The sequence below is a fragment of the Kriegella aquimaris genome, assembly GCF_900103215.1.
In the GTDB taxonomy this organism is placed as follows: domain Bacteria; phylum Bacteroidota; class Bacteroidia; order Flavobacteriales; family Flavobacteriaceae; genus Kriegella; species Kriegella aquimaris.
Genome location: NZ_FNGV01000009.1, coordinates 1 through 23,661, shown reverse-complemented (window position 1 = coordinate 23,661; position 23,661 = coordinate 1). Strand labels below are relative to the sequence as shown.

General features: G+C 41.5%; 16 protein-coding genes. 9 read left to right on the top strand and 7 right to left on the bottom strand.

The features are described 5' to 3' along the window. The first annotated feature begins 126 nt into the window (after nucleotides 1–126). Both BLS33_RS16435 and BLS33_RS16430 read left to right on the top strand, forming a co-directional pair. Complete coding sequence (locus BLS33_RS16435; RefSeq protein WP_089891955.1) at nucleotides 127–3,660, top strand: sulfatase-like hydrolase/transferase; 3,534 nt, start codon at nucleotides 127–129, stop codon at nucleotides 3,658–3,660. A 196-nt stretch (nucleotides 3,661–3,856) separates the two neighbouring features. After that, the gene (locus tag BLS33_RS16430; protein ID WP_089891952.1) at nucleotides 3,857–4,903 is read left to right on the top strand and encodes a GntR family transcriptional regulator; all 1,047 of its coding nucleotides are present in this window, start codon (nucleotides 3,857–3,859) and stop codon (nucleotides 4,901–4,903) included. A gap of 133 nt (nucleotides 4,904–5,036) precedes the next feature. Here the strand turns inward: BLS33_RS16430 and rhaM are convergent, their stop codons facing one another. From rhaM to BLS33_RS16415, 3 genes are read right to left on the bottom strand one after another with little or no spacing between them, the layout of a single operon-like run. After that, nucleotides 5,037–5,351 (bottom strand): L-rhamnose mutarotase, encoded by a 315-nt coding sequence (gene rhaM, locus BLS33_RS16425; RefSeq protein ID WP_089891949.1) that lies wholly within the window; start codon nucleotides 5,349–5,351, stop codon nucleotides 5,037–5,039. Between the two features lie 13 nt (nucleotides 5,352–5,364). Further along, nucleotides 5,365–6,768, bottom strand: a complete 1,404-nt coding sequence (locus BLS33_RS16420) for a sulfatase family protein (RefSeq protein ID WP_245731508.1) — start codon at nucleotides 6,766–6,768, stop codon at nucleotides 5,365–5,367. Nucleotides 6,769–6,788: 20 nt separating this feature from the next. Further along, entirely contained in the window at nucleotides 6,789–8,075 is a 1,287-nt protein-coding gene (locus BLS33_RS16415; protein WP_218129578.1) for a DUF4861 domain-containing protein, read from the bottom strand. A 343-nt stretch (nucleotides 8,076–8,418) separates the two neighbouring features. Here BLS33_RS16415 and BLS33_RS16410 point away from each other — a divergent pair, with 343 nt between their 5' ends. Together BLS33_RS16410 and BLS33_RS16405 are read left to right on the top strand one after the other, a co-directional pair. Continuing rightward, nucleotides 8,419–11,169, top strand: coding sequence for a glycosyl hydrolase (locus BLS33_RS16410; RefSeq protein WP_089891946.1), 2,751 nt, complete (start codon nucleotides 8,419–8,421; stop codon nucleotides 11,167–11,169). An 11-nt stretch (nucleotides 11,170–11,180) separates the two neighbouring features. After that, a complete protein-coding gene (locus BLS33_RS16405) occupies nucleotides 11,181–12,302 on the top strand; it encodes a glycoside hydrolase family 88/105 protein (RefSeq protein WP_089891943.1) in 1,122 nt (373 codons plus the stop codon). Nucleotides 12,303–12,819: 517 nt separating this feature from the next. On the opposite strand, the gene BLS33_RS16400 is transcribed toward BLS33_RS16405, so the two are convergent. The 4 genes from BLS33_RS16400 to BLS33_RS16385 are packed head-to-tail and all read right to left on the bottom strand — an operon-like array spanning nucleotide 12,820 to nucleotide 15,999. Continuing rightward, nucleotides 12,820–14,340 (bottom strand): ATP-binding response regulator, encoded by a 1,521-nt coding sequence (locus tag BLS33_RS16400; protein ID WP_089891940.1) that lies wholly within the window; start codon nucleotides 14,338–14,340, stop codon nucleotides 12,820–12,822. After that, nucleotides 14,309–14,830 (bottom strand): Rab family GTPase, encoded by a 522-nt coding sequence (locus tag BLS33_RS16395; protein ID WP_089891936.1) that lies wholly within the window; start codon nucleotides 14,828–14,830, stop codon nucleotides 14,309–14,311. Before BLS33_RS16395 ends, BLS33_RS16400 begins: the two co-directional genes overlap by 32 nt. Then, complete coding sequence (locus BLS33_RS16390; RefSeq protein ID WP_176801413.1) at nucleotides 14,817–15,620, bottom strand: cell envelope biogenesis protein OmpA; 804 nt, start codon at nucleotides 15,618–15,620, stop codon at nucleotides 14,817–14,819. The genes BLS33_RS16395 and BLS33_RS16390 overlap by 14 nt, the downstream gene beginning before the upstream one ends. Nucleotides 15,621–15,642: 22 nt before the next feature. After that, nucleotides 15,643–15,999, bottom strand: a complete 357-nt coding sequence (locus BLS33_RS16385) for a fructose 1,6-bisphosphatase (RefSeq protein ID WP_089891932.1) — start codon at nucleotides 15,997–15,999, stop codon at nucleotides 15,643–15,645. A 641-nt stretch (nucleotides 16,000–16,640) separates the two neighbouring features. Between BLS33_RS16385 and BLS33_RS16380 the strand changes: the two genes are divergently transcribed. The 5 genes from BLS33_RS16380 to BLS33_RS16360 all read left to right on the top strand — a co-directional run. After that, nucleotides 16,641–18,005: a glycoside hydrolase family 28 protein gene (locus BLS33_RS16380; protein ID WP_245731507.1), complete on the top strand. Its 1,365-nt coding sequence runs from the start codon at nucleotides 16,641–16,643 to the stop codon at nucleotides 18,003–18,005. A gap of 83 nt (nucleotides 18,006–18,088) precedes the next feature. Continuing rightward, a complete protein-coding gene (locus BLS33_RS16375) occupies nucleotides 18,089–19,717 on the top strand; it encodes an SGNH/GDSL hydrolase family protein (protein WP_089891926.1) in 1,629 nt (542 codons plus the stop codon). A gap of 146 nt (nucleotides 19,718–19,863) precedes the next feature. Further along, nucleotides 19,864–21,672, top strand: coding sequence for an alpha/beta hydrolase fold domain-containing protein (locus BLS33_RS16370; RefSeq protein ID WP_089891923.1), 1,809 nt, complete (start codon nucleotides 19,864–19,866; stop codon nucleotides 21,670–21,672). Nucleotides 21,673–21,875: 203 nt separating this feature from the next. Then, nucleotides 21,876–23,282: a glucuronate isomerase gene (gene uxaC, locus BLS33_RS16365; protein WP_089891920.1), complete on the top strand. Its 1,407-nt coding sequence runs from the start codon at nucleotides 21,876–21,878 to the stop codon at nucleotides 23,280–23,282. A 35-nt stretch (nucleotides 23,283–23,317) separates the two neighbouring features. Beyond that, nucleotides 23,318–23,661 (top strand): PfkB family carbohydrate kinase (locus BLS33_RS16360; protein WP_245731505.1); only part of this gene is annotated, 344 nt, incomplete at its 3' end.

The following is a 23,661-nucleotide window of genomic DNA, read 5'->3' as shown; positions in this document are numbered from 1 at the left end:
AGGTATATATTTATAAAGGATATCAGACAGGTTATTTATATGAAACAGGACGGCACAGGATACCCAATTATGGGAAATGGCTTAAGTTTGACCTACTTCAAAATTCTGCAGAAAAAATAAAAATTAATGAACTATCAAAAATTTAGTTTCCCTCTAATTTTACTCTTGTTTTTAGTATCGGGCCCCAAGTTCTATGCCCAAAAGAACAAAGCACAAAATGGTGCCGACCGTCCGAACATCATATTCATCTTGACGGATGATCAGCGCTTCGATGCGCTGGGCTATGCAGGAAACTCATTGATTCATACTCCGGAGATGGACAACTTGGCCAAATCGGGCACCTATTTTAAAAATGCCATGGTAACCACCCCGATCTGTGCCGCTAGCCGCGCTAGTATTTTGACCGGACTTTACGAGCGTACCCACAATTATAATTTTCAGACGGGAAATATCAGGGACAGTTATATGGAAACCTCTTACCCTACCCTTTTAAAAAATAATGGCTACCACACCGGATTTTTTGGCAAGTATGGCGTGCGTTACGACCATCTCGAAAAGCAATTTGATGTCTTTGAATCGTACGACCGTAACAACGCCTTTAAAGACCGACGCGGATATTATTACAAAACCTTGGATAAAGATACGGTACACCTGACACGCTATACGGGTCAAAAAGCATTGGACTATATTGACGCCGCCGACGCTTCTTCCCCCTTCTGTCTCTCACTCAGTTTTAGCGCACCCCATGCCCATGACGGCGCCAAAGACCAATATTTTTGGCAAGATGAATCTGATAAACTTTTACAAAATACAACGATGCCCGACCCTGAACTCGGTGAGGACAAATATTTTGAGCAACAACCCAAGTTCGTTCGGGACGGCTTTAACCGTACCCGTTGGAATTGGCGCTATGACACTCCTGAAAAATATCAGCACAGTGTAAAGGGATATTACCGCATGATTTCAGGTATTGACCGCGAAATAGGAAAAATTCGGGACCATCTCAAAAAGAAAGGACTCGACAAGAATACAATAATCATTCTAATGGGTGACAATGGTTATTTTTTAGGCGAACGCCAACTGGCCGGAAAATGGCTCCTTTATGATAATTCAGTTCGGGTGCCCCTTATTATTTACGACCCAAGAGTTAAAAAGCACCAAGACCTTGACGACATGGCCCTAAATATCGATGTGCCGCCTACCATATTAGATATTGCCGGAGTGGCACCCCCCAAAGCTTGGCAAGGGAAAAGTCTACTCCCTTTGGTTTCCGGGCAACAAAAGAGCTTAGAACGAGACACCGTGTTAATCGAGCATATCTGGGAATTTGAAAATATTCCGCCCAGTGAGGGGGTACGCACCAAAGATTGGAAGTATTTCAGGTACGTCAATGACAAATCGTTCGAGGAACTTTACAACCTAAAAAAGGACCCACAAGAGATCAATAATCTTGCAAAAGATTCAAAATATGCCGAAACCCTTAAAACGTTTCGGAAAAAAACGGATGACCTTATTCTTGAACTTTCGGACGACTATTCAACGGGACCGTCAAATTTAATTATTGAATGGATACGAAATACGGCCGGAGTTACCATAATTGACCCTAAACCTGAGTACGGATGGGTGGTGCCAAATGGCGCAGTTTCACAATCGGCCTATCAAGTATTGGTAGCATCGACCGAAGAAAAGATAAATAATAATATCGGTGATGTATGGGATAGTGGACAAGTAAGAACCAATGCCTCAACAGAAATAGAACATGCGGGGACGCCATTGAAAAATGGGCAGACCTACTTTTGGAAAGTGCGTATTTGGGACCAAGACAATCGACTTTCACGATATTCAAAAAGTCAATCCTTTACCATGGGAAACCCAAAAGCGACCATCACTACACCCAATAGTTTCCAAATCGATAAAATAAAACCTTTCGAATTCGAAAAAAGAGGTGACACCTATTTTATCGATTTCGGCAAGGCTGCTTTCGCAACCATTGATTTTACTTATAACGCCAAAACGGCCCATACACTTACTTTCCGAATTGGAGAGCAGTTAGCAGGTAAAAACATCAATAGAAAACCTTTTGAAAAGAGCCATATCCGGTATCAAGAAATCCAAGTTCAGGTAAAACCGGAACAAACCAAATATCAACTACCAATAAAACCGAATAAGCGAAATACTTTACCAGGTAAGGCACTACCGCTACCCGAAGGGTTTCCGGTTTTGATGCCTTTTCGATACGCCGAAGTTGACGGAGCCCAAGAACCTTTGACTGCTGAAAATTTTACGCAACTTGCCTATCACAGTTATTGGGAAGATGATTCCAGCAGCTTCACAAGTTCAGATGATATTTTAAATCAGATTTGGGATTTATGCAAGTATTCTATCAAGGCTACGACTTTTAACGGTCTTTATGTAGATGGCGATCGGGAGCGAATTCCTTATGAGGCCGATGCCTACCTCAACCAACTGAGCCATTACACCACCGATCGTGAATACGCCATCGCCCGACAGACCATAGAGTATTTCATGGAACACCCTACATGGCCTACAGAATGGCAACAGCACGTAGCGCTTATGTTTTATGCCGATTATATGTACACGGGCAACACAGAGCTTATTGAGAAATACTATGATCAGTTAAAATACAAAACACTCTATGAGCTTGCGAACGAAGATGGTCTGATTACCTCGACCAAAATGACTCCTGAGTTAATGGCCAATCTTGGGTTTCCAAAAGAAATGAAAGAAACTTTCAGGGACATCGTTGATTGGCCCTCTGCTGGCTGGGGCGGTGACCCGGCTAACAAAGGCGAACGCGACGGTTATATTTTTAAGGATTATAATACCGTAGTCAATGCCTTTTATTATCAAAATATGAAAATCATGGCCGGATTCGCCAAGGTTTTAGGGAAGACACAAGAATCTTTAGATTTTAAATTAAGGGGGTTGAAAGCGAAAAAGGCTTTCAATGAGAAAATGTTCGACGCTCAGCGAGGCATCTATATAGATGGGATCGGAACAGACCATGCCTCATTACATGCCAACATGATGCCGCTGGCCTTCAATATGGTTCCGGAGGAGCACATAGGATCCGTAGTTGAATTTGTAAAATCAAGAGGAATGGCCTGCAGTGTATATGGCTCACAATATTTGATGGATGGCCTATATAATGCTGGCGCGGCGGATTATGCCATGGAACTATTAACGGATACAAGTGACAGGAGTTGGTACAACATGATTCGTATCGGCTCGACGATTACCTTAGAAGCTTGGGATTTAAAATATAAAAACAATCTTGATTGGAACCATGCTTGGGGAGCCGTACCGGCAAATGCTATTCCTCGTGGACTTTGGGGGATTCAACCAAAAACACCCGGATTTGACATTGCTACTATTAAACCTCAAATGGGAGATTTAAAGAATAGCGCCATTGAAGTTCCTACCATTAAAGGGACAATAAAGGCTGCCTATACCTACAAAAACCCACGATTACAGGTATACACCATAGAAATTCCTGCCAATATGGTTGCCGAATTTGAAATCAAGACCGCTGAAAATGATGTAGTCACCTTGAACGGGGAAAAGGCAAGTATGGCTTTTGGCACCCTTCGTTTGTCTCCCGGCACACATCAAATCAATTTGGTCGTCAATTCTTTTTAAATAGTGCGGTCTTTAGCACAATGAATTTCCAGGGTTATGACATAATCATAATACTGATTTTCGTTGCTTAAAGACCGTATTTTTTTTATGACTTCCTACTGTGAAAAACTTCACTGTTAAAAATCTAAGTTGTAATTCGGTATTGTACTATCTTTTCCCTGTTGACCAGTGTGGCGAAATTCCCTAATTTGCAGACATGATCCAAAGACTCAATATTAAGATCAACGAATCATCGAGAATTCCGAAATACAAGCAAATCGTGGAGACTATTATAAACGATATTGCCAAAGGTAAGTTGGAAATTGGTGAAAAAATACCCTCGATTAATGAGCTGAGTGCGTCATGTTACCTCTCGCGGGATACGGTTGAAAAAGCTTATAAAGAACTGAAAAGCAGAAAAGCTATCGTTTCCGTAAAAGGAAAAGGATATTACACTTCGAAAACCGATTTGATCTCGAAGATCAGTATATTCTTTTTGGTGAACAAACCAAGCTATTACAAAATGGCCATATACAATGCCTTTGTCAACGGTATTGGCGTTGACGGCCATGTTACACTCAATATTTACCATTGTGAGGAAACGCTATTCATAAGGGCGTTGCAGAAAAATTTAGGTGCCTTTGACTACTACGTTATCATGCCTCATTTTAAAGATGAAAAATTGGCGCATACCAGTGCAACGGACGCCGTATTGAAAGAGATCGAAAAAATACCGAAAGACAAACTTATTATTCTCGATAACGATCGATTGGAGATAAAAGGTAAATACGGCGCTATTTATCAAAATTTCAAGGATGACCTGTACAACGCGCTACAAGAGGGTATCGATAAATTGAGAAAGTATGATAAACTGATTTTAGTGTATCCAAAAAAATCTGTTTTCCCCTACCCGATGCGTATCGTTCATGGGTTTACCCGGTTTTGTGGTGAATTTGGATTTGACTCCGAAGTCTTGGACGAAATCTATGATGACATGGAGCTTAACAGCAAAGACGTTTATATTACCATTGAAGAGATGGACCTGGTCAACTTGGTACGTCAAATCAACGCCAAAAAAATGGTCTTGGGCAAAGATGTGGGTATTATCTCATATAATGACACTCCCTTAAAAGAGCTCTTGGGTATTACCGTCATCAGCACCGATTTTAAAGCCATGGGTGAAACTACGGCCTATATGATTCTCAAAAACAAAACGGAAAAAGTAAAAAACGTCTTTAAATACATCGAGCGGAATTCGGTTTGACGATAGGAGTCTATCGGCAAGTTATTATCACTGGAATTTTTTAATCTACAAAAGTCTCCTTTAGGATAACCAATGCCAAAAAACTACCCGGGTGCATCACATAACTGTATTTGTACAACCAATAGCATTTTTTTTAATCCATATAAAAAACTTCGTTGAGCGGTTTTGCTACTGGGGAATTATCATCATTGGTTTCCATAATATCGGCCATATAAGCCCACCATTTTTTTACAATTGGGTGGTTGGGAAGTGCGGCGTCATCAAAACCTTCTTCCAATTTCTGGAAAGCAAAAAGTGTTAGCGACTCCTCATCCAAAAAAATAGAATATTCATGAATACCCGATTTAGAGAGTAATGTAGAAAGTTCGGGCCAAATTTCATCATGCCGCTTTTTATATTCCGCCTCGAACCCAGGCTTTAGTTTCATGGTAAAGGCATTTCGATACATTTTCTTCTGATTTTTAGTTTATACCCGCATTTACTGTTGGGGCGTCTTTGGCAAATTGCTTTTGTAAACGGTCGTTTAATTCTTTGGCAACATCAACCTCATCAATGTAGCGGTTATGCTTTTCTTCCGGGTCGTTTTCAAGATTGTACAATTCATAATCCGTAGGAACCGCTCCCCTATGCCGCGTACGAATCAATTTCCAAGGCTTTTTAATCAAGCTTTCCTGTACATGTCCCCTTACATAAATTTCATTGTTGAACGCATCCTCTGAAACAAGGGTATTCCAAATGTCTTCTCCTTCGACCGTCTCGGGAATCGATGTAGATCCAGAGAGTTTAAGCAAAGTAGGCATCACATCGATGACCGATATATAATCGGCATTTACGGAAGGTGCAAGTTTGCCCTTCCATGAGATAACAGCGGGTACGCGAATACCACCTTCGTAATTCGATTTTTTCCAATCACGCAAGGGAAGATTATTTCCCAATACCGGATTGGGACCGTGTTTGCCGTTATATTGACTTTCCGGATACCAACTGTCCATTCCCCCATTATCGCTCATAAAAATGACGATGGTATTTTTCTCGAGACCCAGTTCTTTTAATACTTCTAGCACCTGCCCTATATTATCGTCCATATGGCTCATGGCCGCCGCAAAATCTCTCCGGGATTCATTCGCAATCGATTTCAAATATGGTTTTTTCCACTTATCTTCTTCCTGCAATGGAAAATGGGGAGCGCTATAGGCCAATTGAACATAAAAACTTTTTGTGGTATCCCGTTTTGACCGAAGCCATGTGATGATCTCATTCCCTATCAAATCGGTAACATGCCCATTTTCAGTGATAAATTCACCATTTCTATGCCAGCTGGGGTCCCCATTTTTATATTCGTGCGAGTATTGATCGATTTGCCCATGCAAAAATCCATAGGCATATTCAAAACCATATGCTTTTGGTCCGCTCGACGGTTTTAAACCCAAGTGCCATTTTCCGAACAGTGCTGTCTGGTAGTTTTGTTTTTGCAACAATTGCGGCAAGGTGATTACCGTATCGGGCAGTTTTTTTTCACTGCGACCGGCGATAGGGGCTACAATGCCCATACGACTGGCGGGCATACCGGTCAAAAAACTGGCCCTTGTAGGTGAGCAAGTGGGATTTACATAAAACCGGTCTAACCGCACTCCGGTTTTGGCCAAAAAATCAATGTTCGGCGTGTGTATTTCAGAGCCGTTATAGCCCACATCGTTCCACCCGGCATCATCGGCAATGATGACCAAAAAATTAGGTTTTTTGCTTTCGGTACTATTTTGAGCTACTATAGCATTTTCAAAAAAAAGAACAAGAAAGATAGGTAGTACATACGAAGTTATACGAAATAAATTTCTTTCCTTAGTGTAGCGATCTATCATTTTCATACGGTTCAGTTATCTTCAAATCAATTCCTTATTTCAACATTTACTTTTACTGACAGCTGATCTACAAGTTGTCTAAGGTAGTTCACAAAATAGGCTTCTTTTGCAAAACCGGAATCACTGAGTTCCCATCCGGCCACGGCATAATAGCTTATCGGCTCTTTATCTTCGATAGTGAGCCTGGCCAAAAACGTATTGGAAAGGCTTCCTGTTTTTGGGGCTTCCGTATAGCCGAGATACTTATCTTTTGGAAGGATCAAAGCCATACCTAACCACCATTCTTTGTCATAGGTTTGCTTATCGTGGGTATAAACGATGACATATTCTTCATGATCCGTAATTTCGACAAGCGCTTTATCCGTGTTTATATTCACAAGTCCGACCACGAGGTCTTCATTGCCCCCAAGTCCCGAAACGGAAACGGTATTCTTATAGCCATACATACCCGGCCAAATCGACGTGTATTCGCGAACATCATAAGAGCGATTTAGCGGTTTCCAATCATTGTACTCGAAGCTCAAGACCGAATTCACAGGGCCTTCGGACTGTATTTTAAAAGTTGTTTTTGCTATATTGTTTATCGAATCATCTACGGTCACCCCCAAACGCATCAGGGTATCGCCAATGGCCAAGCCGTACCCGCCGAGACCGACAGAGTTTCCTACGGCAAGCACATCCCTACCCCAATCTTCCATAGTATGGTAATTATCTTCAACAGCACCATCGGCATTGATTCCAACAGTTTCAGGGGATATTTCTGAAACTTTTTTACCAAAAAGATCCTTTGCATTTCGACCATCAAGATAATGCCGAAACCCGACCTTATCGTTTTCCCAAGAAGGTCCATCAGTCTGGTATTGCTGATATCCCAAACTTTTAGGCAGTTCATTTGCGGTAAGAGTTTCCTGTATTTCGGGCCTGATCGGTTTAGTTGCCGAAGGACGTTTCCCAAACCGGACACTCGTACTCTTTGGAAAGTCGGGTAGCCCTGCGACCCATTTTACGGAGATATTTTTTTCTTCATGGGGGTCGAGATCGCTAATAAAAAAAAGCTCATCCCACCTATAATCGCCATCACTATCATTAAATTGAACCGAAATCACATCTCCTTTCTCATCACGTAACATCGGAAACAAATTGGTCTCATTATTTAAGTCTATCGTTGAACGTTCAATAGAAATTGGTTTGTTGATCAGGGCAATATCGGAGTCATTGGCCAGATGGATTTTGGTATTGAATCCGTCGGTAGTACCGCAGGAAAAGAACATTAGAAATGTAACAAGCACAAGCGTGTTCACAATAAGCTTCATATACGATGGTTTTATAGCTAGCCTCGAAAGTTAATTAATTATTCCGTGATTCGAATACCTGTATTTTTTTCTTTTAATTTTAACGGGAGTAAGCTCCCGGTATCCCACAGGTATTTATACCGAACATCCTATTCTTTCTATTTTTGAATAACGCGAAATCTATTTTATCGCACCAAAATACCACGTCCTCCTAGTCTTTGCATCCTGTAGTATACTGCCCTTTTATTTTGTAACAGTACAGCACAGGATGCAAATATCTGCTACAGGAGTTATTTTAGTACATTACAACGGCCTTCGCAAGGAACTCATCTCCTTAATTATAGCGGACAGATAAGACTTTGAAATGAAAAAACAGTTCTTGCATACCTCATCTTTAAAATATTGGACCGTAGCACTCGTATTTTGGATCACCATTCCGAGTATGCAATCCCAAGAGACATCACAAGAGCCATGGCCTGAAATTAAGAATACTACAAAACCGTGGACCCGTTGGTGGTGGATGGGGAATGCCATAGATGAAGCAAACATCAAAACGTCATTGGTTGAAATGTCAAAAGCAGGCTTGGGGGGCGTCGAGATCCAACCAATCTACGGGGTAAAGGGAACGGAACAAAATTACCTCGACTATCTTTCTCCCGAATGGCTGCAAATGCTGGACAAGACCATTTCAATCGCCGACAGTCTCGATATGCAGGTAGACATGACCTTGGGCACGGGATGGCCCTACGGCGGACCTCAGGTTACACAAGAATATGCCGCCACCAAATTAGTGATCGATACGTTAAAAATAAAAAAAGGCGAAAAAATCAACACCCATCTTCTTGCTACGAACACAAAAGACCGGCCTTATGCCAAGTTGATCCATGTACTGGCTTTTGGCGCCCATGGTGCTTACATTGATTTAACCCCAACTTTAGAAGACAACGTTTTAAAATGGAAGGCCAAGGGGTCCGATTACACTATCTATGTAGTATACGAAGGTAAAACGGGACAGCAGGTAAAACGAGCAGCACCGGGCGGCCAAGGGTTCACTGTTGACCATTACTCCCAAGCGGCTTTTACCTCTTACGTAAAACCTTTTAATGCCGCCTTTGAAAATCATGCAAAACACCTGCGTTCTATTTTTAATGACAGTTATGAAGTTTACCATACCGATTTTACCCCCGATTTTTTTAGCACCTTCGAAAAAAGACGCGGTTACGACCTAAAACCACACATACCCCTATTGTTGGACAAAAATGACCGACAAGAAAGCAATCGTGTAAAAAGTGATTATCGGCAGACACTTTCTGACTTATTGCTTACCCAATTTGATAGACCTTGGACAAAATGGGCCAATGAAAAAGGATTTAAAACACGGTTACAAGCCCACGGTTCGCCAGGCAACCTTATCGATATGTATGCTTCTGCCGACATACCCGAATGCGAGACTTTTGGATCGATGCCATTTGACATCAAAGGTTTCCGTAGGGAAAAAGAAGATATCCGTCAGGGAGATGCCGACCCCGTCATGTTAAAATTCTCCTCTTCCGCCGCCCATATTTCTGGTAAGCCGTTGACTTCTTCGGAAACTTTTACTTGGCTTCGCGATCACTTTAAAACAGCCTTATCACAATGCAAACCCGAGGCCGAAGATTTGATGTTAAATGGTGTAAACCATATTTTTCTGCATGGTTCTACCTACTCGCCGGAAAGTGCCGCATGGCCAGGATGGAAATTCTACGCCTCGGTCAACTTCAATGTCAACAACACCATTTGGGAAGATGCCCCTGAGCTGTTTTCCTATATTGCCCGTTGCCAAGCGATGTTGCAATCAGGGAAACCGGACAATGAAACTTTACTTTATTGGCCAATTTATGATGTATGGGATGAATACCACAACGGCTCCCTATTCTTTCAGTTTAAAATTCATTCGCTTGAAGAATGGTTACAGGGTACCAATTTTTACAACACTACCCAAAAGTTGATGAAAAAAGGATACGGTGTCGATTTTATCTCGGACGCCTTTATCGAAAAAGCGACGGTTTCCGATGGTCTAATTGTACTGCCAGGCGGCACCTACAAAAGTTTAGTGCTTCCCGATTGTCGAAATATGCCATTGGCAACACTTCGAAAGTTGATTGACCTAAAAAAACAAGGTGCTTCCATTATTTTTGAAGGGCTACCCGAATCGGTACCCGGGTTTTATCAATACGAAAAAAGAAACCGCGAGTTGGCACAAATGATCTCGGACAATTCACAGGAAACTACGCCAACAAAAAATCTTGTGGACTCATTGGCCGCTGCCCAAATTTTCCCAGAAACCCTAGTAGAAACGGGACTGAAATTCATACGAAGGGATGTAAATGGTGCAAAGGTTTATTTTTTGGTCAACCATACCTCCGAAGACATCAACACTTTTATTCCCTTACAGGGGAGCGCCGAGGAAGTTCTTATTCTAGACCCTTTGACCAAAGCCTACGGAAAAGCTGTGATTAAAAAAGAAGAAGCACTGACCTTGGTCAAAGTAGCTATTCCTTCAGGAGGTTCTCTATTCCTAAAAACAGGGGAAACCACCATTCCTGAATGGCCATATTACCAAAACTTGGAAAAGGGCTACCCAATCAATGGAAAATGGCAGCTTTCTTTTTTAAAAGGAGGGCCCACGCTACCTCCGAACAGCACATTGAATACCCTTGAGTCCTGGACCCTATTGGGAAAACAAGCCGAGGGCTTTTCGGGCACGGCTAAATATGAAATTGAATTTGACGCTCCCGACATTGAAGCTGATAATTGGAGACTACAATTCGATGATGTACGCGAAAGTGCCAAAGTATGGTTGAACGATACGTATATGGGAACGCTCTGGTCGGCACCTTTTGCCCTGAACATAGGGAAACTCAATAAAGGAAAAAACAGGTTGACCATCGAAGTAACCAATTTACCGGCCAATAGAATACGTGCCAAAGAACTACGTGGAGAGGAATGGAAGATATTTCACGAAATCAATATGGTCGACAAGGATTATCAAAAATTCGATGCCACCCAATGGAAACCCATGCCCTCAGGCCTTTTGGGCAAAGTATTGCTAGTTCCTTTAAAACACAACAACTAAACACCCAAACAATGAAAAAAAATGCACTTATTATTTTCATATTACTTGCTTTTGGCATCTTACACGCGCAACCTTTTGACCGGGCAAAAGTTTTGGAACAGATGGAACTGGCGAATGCCTACTTCATGAAAAAATGGCCCGATGTTGGCAAGACCATCATCACGAACAAAGAAAGGCCTAGCAATATCTGGACCCGGGGTGTTTATTACGAAGGCCTTATGGCACTTTACGAGATTTGGCCCAAAGAAGAATATTACAATTATGCCTACGACTGGGCCGAATTCCATGAATGGGGTTTCCGATATGGTTCGGCCAATAGAAATGCCGACGACTATTGTGCAGCTCAAACTTATATTGACCTCTATAATTTAGAACCAGATCCTAAAAAATTAAAAAATACGAGGGCAACCATGCGCATGCTGTTGAATACCCCGCAATCTGACGATTGGTCTTGGATCGATGCGATTCAAATGGGGATGCCCGTGTTTGCAAAATTGGGCGTACTTGAGAATGACGACCGCTATTACGAAAAAATGTACGACATGTATATGTATACGCGTAATCAACATGGCGACCATGGATTGTACAACCCAAAAGACGGACTTTGGTGGCGCGATGCCGATTTCGACCCGCCGTATACCGAACCCAATGGAGAAGATTGTTATTGGAGCCGGGGTAATGGCTGGGTCATTGCCGCTTTGGCGAAAGTGCTTTCGATTGCACCCGATAATTTGCCGCACAGCGAACAGTACATTTCCGACCTCAAGGCCATGGCAGCAGCTTTGGTCCCCATTCAACGAAAAGATGGTTTTTGGAACGTAAGTTTGCATGACCCGAAGAACTTTGGGGGAAAAGAGCTTTCGGGTACCGCTTTGTTCACCTATGCCCTAGCGTACGGAATCAATAATAAAATTCTAGATAGTGAGAAATATTTGCCCGTAGTTACAAAAGCTTGGAATGCAATGGTCACAGACGGCTTGCATACATCGGGATTTTTGGGCTTTCTTCAATCTACCGGAAAAGAACCTAAAGATGGTCAGCCGTTATCCTACGACAAGGTACCAGATTTTGAAGATTATGGCTTGGGTTGTTTTCTTTTGGCCGGAAGTGAAATATACAAAATCAACCAATAAATCGATTGTACTGGAACACTCAGTTTAAATCTCAACAAATTCCGATATCAAGAAATAAAAAAGGGACATTCAAGATTACTCTTAAAATATCCCTGGGGGAACTAAACATAACTTACCTTCTTAATCCAAGGAACTAATCCGGTGTCACTATGTCCATTCTTTTTATGCTATTGAAAATTGACTAACGAAAGCCCCTACAAAGGGGCTTTCATAAGCCAATACTATTAAAAATGGGGGAACAATTTAATTCTGAGTCTACCGAATCTTCTAATGGTTCTTCGACCCTTTTTGCTATAATCAATGGTTAGTGTTCAAATAGCATTTATAAGTTGTTTCAATCAAACAGGGTAAAAATATAAAGCTGAAGGCAAAAACAGCAATCCTACGAGCAGCAATTTAAAAAACCGATAAAACGTATCTTTTTATCGATTAAATACATATTTAACAGTAATATTCTTACAAAATATTTTTAAACGTAATTGCTTTGACGAAGTGGGCAATACTTAATCTTCTCAAACTACCTCAGGAAACGGTGCATGGTTTTGAGTAATTCATGCGCTTCAAAAGGTTTGGCCAGTACCGCATTCATACCTGCCTTCAAATAGGTCTTGAGTTGCTCTTCATAGGAGTAGGCCGTTATCCCTATAACCGGAATTTTTTTGATATTATTGAACGGAAAACTTCGGATCACTTTTACGAGCTGATCTCCTGAAATATTGGGAAGGTTTATATCCATCAAAATGATATCATAGGCATTGTTAACAATTTCTTCCATGACCAGGGCTCCGTCATTGACCACATCAATAAAGAATTCGCCTTCATCTATCAGCATCTTGAAAAGGGCAGTTTGCACCTGTTCGTTATCCTCTACCAACAAAACCTTGAATTTTGAATTGTTTCTTAACCTCGGTTTGACAACTTTCTTTCTTGAATGTTCTTGAAAAACAGGAACCGAAGGCTGGTGTAACGGAAAGCTCAAGGTTACGTCGAAATAGAAATGAGATCCGACCCCGGCCGTAGAAATTATATTTACCTTGCTTTTCATTAACGCCAATAAACCTTTGACTATGGCGAGACCTAGGCCTACCCCTTCGGTACGACGGAGCTGTTCAAAACTTTCAAAAATGGTTTCGAGGCTCTCTTTCGGAATACCCACCCCAGTGTCTTTGACCCCGAATCGCAAGCTCACGGTATTCGCCCTTTTTTGGTTAAGGGCAATATACAATTCAATGCTCCCCTTCTCCGTGTATTTGGTAGCATTATCACATAAATTCGTCAATACCTGTAATAACCGCAAACGGTCACCTTCGAGGTAAGCGGGAATCTTTTCGTCGACCGTTATCGTAAAAACAAGTCCTTTTTCTTTGGCCCTCGTGGTATATGTCAGTTTTAAGAAGTCTACCAATTGTGAAAAACTGAACACACTGGGGTTTAACGCCAGCTTGCCTTTTGCAATCATAGAAATACTCAAAATATCCTCTAGCATCAATTTCAAGTTAGCCGTAGAATCTTTTAATACGGTTAAAATTCTTTGTTGCTCCGAACTCAGGTCCGTTCGTCTTAAAATATTGGTAAGGGCAATAATATTTGTGAGTGGATTGCGAAGTTCATGACTAAAATTCTGAATAAACTCGTTCTTAAAATCCTCGCGCTCCTGAAGTTCATGATTTTTTAAAAGGATAAGTTCCGAGTCTATAATCGACTCGTTTCTAGACTGGGTCATTGCCTGATAAGAGAGGTAATGAGCAGTAAGGTCACAAATAACCACTAGTATATGGCCCTCTTTTTTCAGGACCTCTATATCGGCTGTTAGGCTATCAACGCTGGAGCCCAACTGTACACAATGAAAAATAGTACTTTCTTGAACCGAGGCCATAATCTCGGGAATACTGATAAAAAAAGGATGCAGTTCACCAATCGGGGCTCCTTTATTGACCGCTAAGAGGGTTTGGTCGCTTTCGACCACCAATCCCTCGGTATCCGTCAAAATAAATTGAAAGTTGTTACTACTGTAGTGTTCCTTTAATTTTTTCAGCATCTGGAGCAAGCATTTTTGCTAATTCTTTGAACAGGTCATTAACTTTGCCCCCTGTTTTGGCACTGGTTAGATAATCGAATGAAATATTATTGTTTTCCAAAATTTCCTGCACTTCCGTAGGTACTACTAGATCGACCTTGTTACCGACTATTTTGGTGGGAATACCAGGCACTTTCTTTTCCAAAACAGACAAATCCAATTGAATATCTTGAAATGTTGTTGGTCTTGACACATCAAAAACATAGATAATTCCGTGTGTACCCAGCAAATATGATTCGCGAATATGATTAAGATCATCAGTCCCTTCCAAATCCCAAAGAATCAGGGAAACGGATTTATTCACGGAGACTTCGACCACTTTCTTGGTAATATGTACCCCGATGGACACTGTATAGTTATCTGAAAAACTATTCTCGACAAAACGCCGAATCAATGAGGTCTTGCCAACCCCAAAATGTCCTAATACAATAACTTTTTTAGAGACTTGCATATCTGAAATTTTGTGCCAGTTCGGTATTAATACGGTCGGAACTTAGTGATTTGTACTCATTTTTTTTGGTGAAATCTTCATAGAAATCAAAAATCAGGTCTTGCAACTTGTCCTTGGCGCTTAAGGTATAAGTGCCCGACAGTACGACAGCGACATAGTAGCTACTGAAACTTTGTAGGTGAATGTGGTACAGTTCGTAGTCAATGAGTTCAAGACTTTCTCCTTTTTGCCCAAAAGCATCTTCGGCAAAGCTCTTTATAGCGGTAAGCATACCTGAAATCATTTCTTCGTCGATCGTGTGCAAGTTAGAATAGCTTCCCTTCAACAGTCCAGACTCTTTTTCGATCAATAACACCTGTTCGATATGTGCTGCCGCCAGCTCATTAACGATAGCTTGTTTTTCTTTGGATTTTCCGAACCAAGATTTTATTTTTTCTTTAAAACCAAGTTGGCGATTGATACTTTCTGAGAGTTTTCTGATTTCTTGCGCAATGTATTTTTTAATCATTTTCCCGATAACGGGATAAAGTGCATCTACCACTTCGTCTTTATTCTTTTTGATTTCAATTTTGAGTGCAGCGGTAATGGTAGGCCCCAATGTTTGTGGTATACTGGTTTTGAACTCGTCGAGTTGATGCAAGATAATCGGGTCTACTTTTGAGGTAAACTTATCGTTGTCATTGAAACTATCTTCTAATCGCTCGAGTCTTTTCGCTATCTTTTCAATAAAAATCGCATCATCCTCAAAAAGAAGATCTCTCAAGATTTGCATTTTGTCGTTTTCATTCATAACCTGGTAAATTTTGACTAGGTTATTTCGCGCTCACTTTTTCTCCTAAATCAATTAGTAGCTTTCCAAGCATCTTTTTATCTACCTTCTCGGTCTCTAGGTTTTCTATTTTTTCTTCGATTTTATCTTCTAGCTCGGTAATTCTAATATTTACATCGGTCGCCACATTATCAATGGCTGTTTTAAGGTCTTGCCGTACCTCTTCGATCAACTCTTCCAATGCTTTTTTCTTCTTCTCAATATCTTTTTTCAAAGACTCGAATTCAGAATCGTATACTTGAATATTTTCACCAAAAATCAAATTCTTTATAATTTCGATTTTAGATGCTGCCTCCTCCTGTTTATTATCCAACGCTACAATGTGATTGTTTTTGCCCATGATTTTTTTGATTTTATGATAATGGCTATCTTTTAAATATTTAGTTAAACGTTTTAGGGGGCTTCTAAAACAGTGGAAATTTCATGACGAAAAGCTACAACCTTATTCGCAGTGAAACAAAAACCGAAGATATGAAAATAATGATTCAAATTAGTAAGATTATTCTTTCTTTTTAGCCTGTTTGTCAGGCTCAAGTTACATGTTATTTTCCAAACCCTACTTAAGCCGTTCAAATATTTCCTGCTATAACCCTGAACCATTAGGCTTATCAAAGATACTAGATAATCTATTTTCTGAATGCACATGATATTCTTAATGCCTTTTCTTTCGACTTCGGACGGCACTTTCAAAGAAAATCAATATCCTACCAACCTAAACACTTAGAAAAGGTAGGCCCAGAATAAAATCCCTCAAACATTATCAACCTCGATAAATAAAAAAGTCTATTTTTGCCACAAAAATGTAATCGATTACAACGCTAAAATTGGGTGTGGTCTACTAAACGTATAATAACAGATTTTAAAGTTAATTATCGAGTTATTTTAATGGTTTAAAACCGCACCTTAACCAAATTGGATGTTCTACTTGCAAGCTTAATTGCATGGAAAATGAACCCAGTCCAAGATAAAAATATTTTTTTTGTGAAAAACACACTATTCTTATTAACGTTAGTTGCGGTTTCGAACCTATGTTCATGTACTCAGAAGTCTACCATTGGCAACATTGAGATAAAAGTCGAGGCCCCCTTCGAAATGCCGTCGATCAAAGTTCCAGATTTTACGAGCAGTGAAAAATTTCCGATTACCGACTTTGGTGCCGTACTGGGCAATCAAGAAAAAATTTCCCAAGCCATTGAAAAGGCCATTGACCAGGCAAATAAAGCTGGGGGAGGGATGGTAATAATACCCGAAGGAGAATGGATAACAGGAAAAATCCATCTAAAGAGCAATGTCAATTTACACCTGAACAACGGAGCCGTTCTGTTATTTTCAGATAACCCAAAAGATTACTTGCCCCCGGTACATACCACTTGGGAAGGCATGGAATGCTTTAACTATTCCCCCTTGATCTATGCCTATGAATGCCAAAACGTCGCTATTACGGGAGAAGGTGAGTTAAAGGCGAAGATGGATGTATGGGAAAAATGGTTTACACGCCCCCCGGCGCATATGAACAGTCTTAAGCGCTTATATAACTTGGCGGCCAAAGACCGTCCGGTCGAAGAACGACAAATGGTCGGCGACTCCGCTAACCTGCGGCCCCACTTCATTCAATTTAATAGATCCGAGAATATTTTAGTGGAAGGAATAACCATAACAAACAGCCCTTTTTGGGTCATTCACCCCTACCTTTCCAAAGACATTGTAATCAGAAATGTAAAAGTAAAGGCACACGGCCATAACAATGATGGTGTTGACCCTGAAATGTCTCAAAACATATTGATAGAGAACTGCATTTTTGACCAAGGCGATGATGCCATAGCCGTTAAATCAGGGCGTAATCAAGACGCTTGGCGTCTAAACACCCCAACAAAAAATCTGGTTATAAAAAACTGCACGGTAAAAAACGGACACGAATTGTTGGCCATCGGCAGCGAACTATCGGGTGGCATAGAAAACGTTTTTGTGGATAGTTGTGAAGTTTTGGAGGGCGCCAAACTAAACCATCTTGTTTATATAAAAACCAATGAACGACGCGGCGGTTATGTCAAAAATATTTATGTAAGCAATATCAAATCGGGTAAAATTGACAAAGGAATCCTAGGCATAGAAACTGACGTATTATATCAATGGCGTGATTTAGTACCTACTTATGAAAGGCGACTCACGCCTATCAAAGATATCTTTATAACCAATGTGGTTGCAAAGAATGTCGACTTTATATCACATATTAATGGCAACCAAGAGGTACCTGTAAAGCATATTCAACTAAAAAATATTAAAGTAGATTCCATCAGGGAACAAGAACTGATCAATACAAACGTCATCGGTTTTGATATTAAATAATATTTATCTTACCCTCCTAAATTAGTAGCCGTAAAGGTATGATGAAGCGACTCACTGCGGTAGTTTAAAAAATCAACGAGTACATGGTCAAACAGTTTATCAGCATTTACCTATTTACCCTATTTTTTGGGGTTTTGACACTATTTTCCCAAAAGGACCCAACATGGGACGATACTGCAAAAAGCAATTGGGCCGCACCATTTGAACGTGTAGGCATTACATCATCAAAAGATGGTGCAATTCAAAATGCTATTTTCTATAGGTCAAAAAGCAAAGTCCGTAAACCCCTTATTGTGAGCCTTCACACGTGGAGTGGCGATTATACCCAAAAAGACCCTTTGGCCAAGGAAATATTGGCTAGGGATTGGAATTATATTCACCCCGATTTTAGAGGCACCAACAACCATCCTCAGGCCATGGGGAGTGATCTAGTCGTTCCAGATATTGCCGATGCCATTCAATACGCATTAAAACATACCGACAGTGACCCTGATGAAGTTCATATTATAGGGGTCTCAGGTGGAGGTTATGCCACATTATTGGCCTATATGGGATTAGACTACCCCGTCAAATCTTTTTCTGCCTGGGCGCCCATTTCCGATATTGAAGCATGGTATTGGGAGTCAATAGGCAGGAAACAAAAATATGCACAAGATATTTTACAGGCCATTTCAAAAGATGGTGTTTTTGACAAGGCCGAAGCCTTAAGGCGCTCTCCCATAACCCATAAGTATCCTATTGCAAAACGAAAAAAAGCCAAACTTTATATTTATGAAGGGGTGCACGATGGCTATGAAGGTTCTGTTCCTATAACGCATTCCATCAATATGTATAACCGCTTAGTTGGTGAACTTAAATATCAGATTTCCGAAGTAGCCGAAATACGGCCCAAAGCGGTCTCCGATTCCGATTTGGTCACTGAAAGTGAGATTATAAATTTGGTCACAAAAAGATTAAATCCACTCGCGGATAAAAAGCAATCGCTTTATGGTCGTGACATTCACCTGTTCCGGACGTATCAAAATATTCAACTGACCATTTTTGAAGGGGGCCACGAACAACTTCCCCAAGCTTTGTCTCTGGTGCCTTATAAGAAAACTTCGCCGTTAAAGGCTACCATTCTGACTATCGGTGATTCGAACGGCGCCAGTGAAGCAGGGTGGGTCAATCAATTAAAAACGATGCTTCCAAATGCTACAATCGTCAATTTTTCCCAATCGGGACGTACGATAGGGTTTGATAATAACGGCGCAAAAGATTTAAATGCGCTTCGGAATATCAACAAGTATCTACGGGAAGCCCAACTAGAAATAGGCGGTAAAAATTTCGACTATATCGTGCTATGCCTTGGTACGAACGATACCAAAAAAATATTTGCCGATCGTCAGTCAGCCGTGGTGACGAACTTTGAAAAATTACTGAAAAATATCGCAAAATCCCCCTCGAAGGAAAACGGTAAGCCCCAACTGATCTTCGTTACCCCTCCTCCCATGAAAACAGAAGGGATATTGGAAAAATACGAGGGCGGTAATGAAAGACTGGGCCATCTGGTGCCCCTTTTTCAAGAAATAGCACAAGCTAACGGTTTTAAAGTCTTAGACGTTTATCACCCCCTTCAGGGAGTGCTTGATAATTATGCGCCTGATGGCATTCACATGAGTGCAGCGGGGCAAAAAATCATCGCCGCCCGAATTGTGGAACTTCTTGATTAGGCCAATGGGAAGAACTTATTTTTACGACTGCCCGAATCAAGTATTCCCTTTCGTGAAGTTGAAATCATTATCTTGTCCTCTTTATGTCAAACCAATTGCACAACAATATACCGAAGCCAGTCGAGGTATATCATTAAGAAGTAATCATGTACAAAAAACTATTTTTAAGAATCTTTGTCCTCTCCTTTTTTTTGGGGATATATCAACAGGAAATACAGGCCCAATCCGAAGTCATTCCCTTGTGGCCCAATGGTGCGCCAAGTGCCTTATCGGCCCCTTCCTATATTCAAGAATCACAATTGGATGCTTTAGGAAATATAAGAGGCTACAGTAAAGTCTCGCAGCCCGACATCACGGTATTTCTTGCCGATAAAGAAACTTCGAACGGCACAGCGGTTATCATCTGCCCTGGGGGCGGTTATTCCCATTTGGCCATTCGCAAAGAAGGCTATAAGGTCGCGGAATGGTTCAACAGCCTGGGAATTTCCGCTTTTGTACTAAAATATCGAATGCCGAGCGACCAAACGATGGAAGACAAATCCGTAGGACCTTTGCAAGATGCCCAAGAAGCGGTTCGAATGGTTCGGCGAAATGCGGATAAGTGGCATATCGACCCTACTAAAATCGGGATTATGGGGTTCTCCGCCGGCGGTCATTTAGCAGCAAGTTTGTCTACCCTTTACAATGAGAAAACCTACACGGAATCGGACGATACCAGTGCCCGTCCTGATTTTTCTATATTAATTTATCCGGTAATCGGTATGGAAGCCGGCATCACCCACAAAGGCTCCCAAAAGAATCTCTTGGGCGCTTCGCCTACCCCTGAACTCCTCGAAAAATTTTCAAGTGAAAAACGGATAAACAAAGAAACGCCTCCCGCCTTTCTGGTACATGCGACCGATGATTCGGGCGTTCCTGTCGAAAACAGCATCGCCTATTATCTCGCCTTAAAAGAACATAATGTCGCTTCCGAAATGCATATTTACGAACAAGGCGGCCACGGTTTCGGTCTAGGCGTAGGGCCTACCAACCAATATTGGCCAACTGCCTGTGCCAACTGGCTCCGATCTCACAACTGGATACCCAACGAAGAGGTGTTGCTATTCTCCTATTTTAAAGGTAACGGTGAAGACGGACTGCATTTGGCCTATAGCGAAGATGGCTATACATGGAAAAGTCTAAAGAACGATGCCCCGTTTCTCACCCCCGTAGTTGGCAAAGACAAATTGATGCGCGACCCTTGCATCATTAAAGGGGGCGATGGCAAATATCATATGGTCTGGACGGTAAGTTGGACGGACAAAGGCATCGGCTATGCGTCATCCGAAGATCTGATTCATTGGTCCGAACAACAGTTCATTCCCGTTATGGCCCATGAACAAAGCACACGCAACACCTGGGCTCCAGAACTTACGTACGATGCAGAAAGTAACACCTATCTCATTTACTGGGCGAGTACGATTCCCGGGAAATTCCCTAAAACCCAATCGGACAAAGACAGCGGTTACAATCACCGCATGTACTATACGACCACGAAAGATTTTAAGACGTTCTCCCCGACGACCTTGCTTTATGAACCCGGTTTTAATGTTATCGACGCGACCATACAAAAACATGAAGACAAGTTCGTTATGTTCCTGAAAGACGAAACCCGGGAACCGGCAGAAAAGAATATCAAGATTGCCCATAGCGACAAGCTTACAGGCCCTTATTCAAAGGCCAGTGACCCGATAACCGGCGATTATTGGGCGGAGGGTCCGACAGCCCAAAAAATCGATGGTAAATGGACCGTCTATTTCGACAAGTATATCGACCATACCTACGGCGCCGTACAGTCTTCCGACCTAAAAAACTGGAAAGACATTTCGAATCGAATCCATTTTCCCGAAGGCACCCGACACGGTACTATTTTCAAAGTCCCGAGGGCATTGTACCAAAAACTAAAAAAACAATAGTCCCTTTTACGAAACAGGCTGCTATTCCGTGTCCATTATCTTTCGAACGCAACTTTTGGCATTTATAAGAATTAACCTATAATTTTGCAATCGATTACATTTTTATAAAATTCTAGGTTTAAAATGTGATTTTGAGCGATTTCGACCTTGTGTAAGATCAAAAAATACGTAAGTTAGCAAGCTAAAATAAATCATCCTACATAATGAGTACGCCCGCTTCTTTTATACACGATCAATTTTTACTCGAGAACAAGTACGCCGAAGAGCTCTATCATACGTATGCGAGCAAAATGCCCATAATTGATTATCATTGCCATTTGACACCAAACGATATTGTTAACGATACTATTTTCGAAAACATATCTCAGGCATGGATCTATGGTGATCATTATAAATGGCGTGCCATGCGTACCATTGGCGTCAACGAAAAATATATTACGGGTACGGCACCGGATAAGGGCAAGTTCACCCAATGGGCAAAAACGGTTCCTTATGCCATGCGCAACCCATTGTATCATTGGACACATTTGGAGTTGGCCCGATATTTTGATATTCATGAGCTTTTAAACGAAAAAACAGCAAGTGGCATCTACGAAGCATCGAGCGCTAAACTCAGAACCAAGGAATATAGCTGCCAGAGCCTACTTTCCAAAATGAACGTAGAAGTCGTTTGTACCACCGAAGACCCTACCGACCCCCTCATACACCATCAAAAATATTCGAAAGGAGAGCATGCGACGAAGATGAGTACGTCTTTCAGACCTGACAAGGCCATTCTTATCGACAGCCCCACCTTTAACACCTATATCGACTCGTTGGGTCAAGCTGCCGATATAGAAATTGCGACCTATGAAGATTTATGTGCCGCACTGGCCAACCGTATTTCTTTTTTTAACGACAACGGGTGCAGGGTCTCGGATCACGGGCTAAGTTTCGTTCCTTTTGATACGTTTACCCAATCCGAAGTTTTTACTATCTTCACAAAAAGAAGAAATAACCAAACTATTACCGAAAGTGAATCTTTGAAATTTCAAAGTGCCCTTGTACAGTTTTTGGGCGAAAAATATCATGAATTCGGATGGGTTCAGCAGTTTCACTTGGGTGCCTTACGGAACAATAATAGTAGAATGCTGGAAAAATTAGGGCCTGATACCGGCTGGGATTCCATTGGCGATTATCCACAAGCGGAAAGCCTTTCCAAATTTCTGAATACGCTCGATAGCAAGAATAAATTGACCAAGACCATTTTGTACAACCTCAACCCGGGTGACAACGAAGTGTTGGCTTCAATGATCGGCAACTTTAATGACGGCAGTGTAAAAGGCAAGGTACAATTCGGATCGGGCTGGTGGTTTTTAGACCAAAAAGATGGTATGACGAAGCAGATGAATGCCCTTTCGAACATTGGCCTTATCAGCTGTTTTGTAGGGATGCTGACCGATTCTAGAAGTTTTCTTTCTTTTCCACGCCATGAGTATTTCCGGCGTATTCTCTGCAACCTTTTCGGGAGCGAGATACAACGTGGGGAACTGCCCAATGATATGGAGTGGATCGGAAAACTGATTCAGGATATCAGCTATAATAATGCCAAGGAATATTTTGATTTTTAATTTAGATTAGAACTTATTTAAACTTAACATAACAAATGAAAAAAGTAGTTACGTTCGGCGAGATAATGCTGCGCCTTTCCCCTCCGGGATTTTTGAGGTTTTCACAGACCAACAGTTTTGACGTCGTCTATGGCGGTGGCGAATCCAATGTGGCCGTTTCCTTGGCCAACTACGGGGTTCCCGTTGATTTCGTGACCCGTTTGCCCAAGAACGATATCGGCGACTGTGCCCTTATGGAAATGCGCAAAAGGGGCGTAGGTACCGACAACATCATATTCGGCGGCGACCGCTTGGGCATCTATTTCCTCGAGACGGGTGCCGTAAGCCGTGGCAGCAAGGTCGTCTACGACAGGGACCATTCCGCGATATGCGAGATCGA

Bases quoted from the DNA above. Each gene is read 5' to 3' on its own strand.
- BLS33_RS16415 (WP_218129578.1), bottom strand. From the start codon at position 8,075: ATGAAGCTTATTGTGAACACGCTTGTGCTTGTTACATTTCTAATGTTC.
- BLS33_RS16390 (WP_176801413.1), bottom strand. From the start codon at position 15,620: ATGAATGAAAACGACAAAATGCAAATCTTGAGAGATCTTCTTTTTGAG.
- BLS33_RS16400 (WP_089891940.1), bottom strand. From the start codon at position 14,340: ATGCTGAAAAAATTAAAGGAACACTACAGTAGTAACAACTTTCAATTT.
- BLS33_RS16385 (WP_089891932.1), bottom strand. From the start codon at position 15,999: ATGGGCAAAAACAATCACATTGTAGCGTTGGATAATAAACAGGAGGAG.
- BLS33_RS16370 (WP_089891923.1), top strand. From the start codon at position 19,864: ATGTACAAAAAACTATTTTTAAGAATCTTTGTCCTCTCCTTTTTTTTG.
- BLS33_RS16375 (WP_089891926.1), top strand. From the start codon at position 18,089: ATGGTCAAACAGTTTATCAGCATTTACCTATTTACCCTATTTTTTGGG.
- BLS33_RS16395 (WP_089891936.1), bottom strand. From the start codon at position 14,830: ATGCAAGTCTCTAAAAAAGTTATTGTATTAGGACATTTTGGGGTTGGC.
- uxaC (WP_089891920.1), top strand. From the start codon at position 21,876: ATGAGTACGCCCGCTTCTTTTATACACGATCAATTTTTACTCGAGAAC.
- BLS33_RS16405 (WP_089891943.1), top strand. From the start codon at position 11,181: ATGAAAAAAAATGCACTTATTATTTTCATATTACTTGCTTTTGGCATC.
- BLS33_RS16435 (WP_089891955.1), top strand. From the start codon at position 127: ATGAACTATCAAAAATTTAGTTTCCCTCTAATTTTACTCTTGTTTTTA.
- BLS33_RS16420 (WP_245731508.1), bottom strand. From the start codon at position 6,768: ATGAAAATGATAGATCGCTACACTAAGGAAAGAAATTTATTTCGTATA.
- rhaM (WP_089891949.1), bottom strand. From the start codon at position 5,351: ATGTATCGAAATGCCTTTACCATGAAACTAAAGCCTGGGTTCGAGGCG.
- BLS33_RS16430 (WP_089891952.1), top strand. From the start codon at position 3,857: ATGATCCAAAGACTCAATATTAAGATCAACGAATCATCGAGAATTCCG.
- BLS33_RS16410 (WP_089891946.1), top strand. From the start codon at position 8,419: ATGAAAAAACAGTTCTTGCATACCTCATCTTTAAAATATTGGACCGTA.